This is a genomic window from Kitasatospora sp. NPDC058190 (assembly GCF_042883685.1).
Classification (GTDB): domain Bacteria; phylum Actinomycetota; class Actinomycetes; order Streptomycetales; family Streptomycetaceae; genus Kitasatospora.
Genome location: NZ_JBHVVI010000257.1, coordinates 1 through 2,615 on the forward strand (window position 1 = coordinate 1; position 2,615 = coordinate 2,615).

Consider the following 2,615-nt stretch of genomic DNA (forward strand, 5'->3'; position numbering starts at 1 on the left):
CGACGTTGAACAGCTTGAGGACATGTGGAGGACGCAGAAGTGAGTGGTGGGAATCTGGTGGATGTCCTTCCGTTGTCGCCGATGCAGGAGGGGATGCTGTTTCACGCGTTGTATGACGTGGACGGTCCGGATGTGTACATCGTGCAGCAGGTGTTCGATGTGGATGGTCCGGTGGATGTGGGGCGGTTGCGGGGTGCGGCCGAGGCGTTGGTGGCGCGGCATGCGGTGTTGCGGGCGTGTTTTCCCCGGGTGACGGATGGTCAGCCGGTGCAGGTGGTGGTCGGTGAGGTGGTCGTGCCGTGGGAGGTGGTGGATCTTTCGGGTCTGGGGGAGGCGCGGGCGCGGGCGGAGCTCGAGCGGGTGGCGGTGGAGGATTACGGGCGCCGGTTCGATCTGGCGCGTGCTCCGCTGGTGCGGTTCACGCTGGTGCGGTTGGGCGAGGAGCGGCACTGCCTGTTGTTGACGACGCATCACATTCTGTTGGACGGCTGGTCGACGCCGATCGTGGCGCGGGAGTTGTTCGCTCTCTACGCCAACGGTGGTGATGTCGCCGGGTTGCCCCGGGTGACGCCGTACCGGGATTTCCTGGCCTGGCTGGGCCGGCAGGACGACGCGGGCGCGCGGGAGGCCTGGCGGCGGGAGCTGGCCGGCCTGGAGCAGGGGACACGGCTGGTGCCGGGGGAGGTGGTGCGTGGCGGTCGGGTGCCCGAGCGGGTGGTGACGCAGGCGTCCCGGGAGCTGACGGCGGCGTTGGGGGCGCGGGCGCGCGGGCTGGGCGTGACCGTGAACACGCTGCTCCAGGCGGCGTGGGGTCTGGTGCTGGGGCGGGCGACGGGGCAGGACGACGTGGTGTTCGGGGCGATCGTCTCGGGCCGCACGCCGCAGCTGCCGGATGTCGAGGCGATGGTCGGGCTGTTCATCAACATCGTCCCGGTGCGGGTGCGGGTGCCTGCGGCGCGTTCGCTGGCCGAGGTCGTCGCTGCTCTTCAGCACACGCGCTCGGCGCTCGATGCGCACCATCATCTGGGTCTGTCGGACATTCAGCGGGAGGTTGGGATCCCGGAGTTGTTCGACACGATGATGGTGTTCGAGAACTACCCGTTCGACGGGCCCGGGCGGGATGTGGCCGCGGGGCTGGAGGCGGGGGTGCGGGTGACGGCGGCGCTGGAGCGGGGCCGGGACGCGACGCACTATCCGCTGACCCTGGTCGTCGCCCCCGGTGAGCGGCTGTACCTGCGCCTGGACTACCGCGACGACCTCGTCGCAGGAAAGGACGCCCAGGCGTTGCTGGACCGGCTGCTGCGGGTGCTGGCCGCGCTGGCCGAGGACCCGGGGGTGGCGGTCGGGCGGGTGGACGTCACCAGCGCCGAGGAGCGGGAGGTGCTGCTCGGCGCGTGGAACGACACGGTACGCACCCACGGGCCGGTGCTGCTCGCGGAGCTGTTCGAGGCGCGGGTGGCGGCCGCGCCGCACCTGCCGGCCGCGTGCTTCGAGGACGTGACCTTGTCCTACGAGGAGGTGAACCGGCGGGCGAACCGGCTCGCGCACGCCCTCATCGAACGGGGCATCGGCCCGGAAAGCACCGTGGCGCTCGCCCTGGAGCGCTCGCCCGAGCACGTGGTCGCGATCCTGGCGGTGCTGAAGGCCGGCGCCGCGCACCTGCCGCTCGACCCCGCCCACCCGCGGGCGCGGATCCGGTACATGCTGCAAGACGCCCGCCCCGCCGTGCTCCTGGCCGGCCGCGCGACCCTGGCAGCGCTGCCCGACGACGACCCGACCGAGGTCCTCGTGCTGGACGACCCGGCGACAGCGGCCCACATCGACGCACACCCCGACACCGACCCCACCCCCGACACGCGCACCCGCCCGCTCACGCCCGCGAGCCCGGCCTACGTGATCTACACGTCCGGATCGACCGGGCGGCCGAAGGCCGTACAGATGACCGGCCTGGGCGTGACGAACATGCTGCGCTGGCACCACGACCAGTTCGGCGGCGGCCCGGGCACCAGGACCGCCCAGTTCACCGCGATCAGCTTCGACGTCTCCGTCCAGGAGATCCTCTCCGCGCTGCTGTTCGGCAAGACCCTGGTCGTGCCCGACGAGGACACCCGCCGCGATCCGCGCCGCCTGGTCGCCTGGCTCGACCACCACCGGGTCAACGAGCTGTTCGCCCCGACCACCGTCCTGGAAGCCCTCGCCGAGGCCGCCACCGACACCGGACACACCCTGCCCGCCCTGCACCACATCGCCCAGGCCGGCGAAGCCCTCACCCTCACCCGCACCCTGCGCCACTTCCACCACCACGCACCCGGCCGGCACCTGCACAACCACTACGGCCCCACCGAGGCCCAGGTCCTCACCGCCCACACCCTGCCCACCGACCCCGACACCTGGCCCTCCTCGGCCCCGCTCGGCCACCCCGTCGACAACGTCCGCGTCTACCTCCTGGACCCCGGCCTGCGACCCGTCCCGCCCGGCACCCCCGGAGAGCTCTACACCAACACCCCCGGCCTGGCCCGCGGCTACCTCCACCAACCCGCCCTGACCGCCCAACGCTTCACCGCCGACCCCTACGGCCGGCCAGGCGAACGGATGTACCGCACCGGCGACCTCGG

General features: G+C 72.1%; 1 protein-coding gene. It reads left to right on the forward strand.

The features are described 5' to 3' along the window. Window positions 1-93 precede the first annotated feature (93 nt). Window positions 94-2,615: amino acid adenylation domain-containing protein (locus ACFVWU_RS44520; RefSeq protein WP_387632359.1), on the forward strand; the 2,522-nt coding region annotated here is incomplete at its 3' end.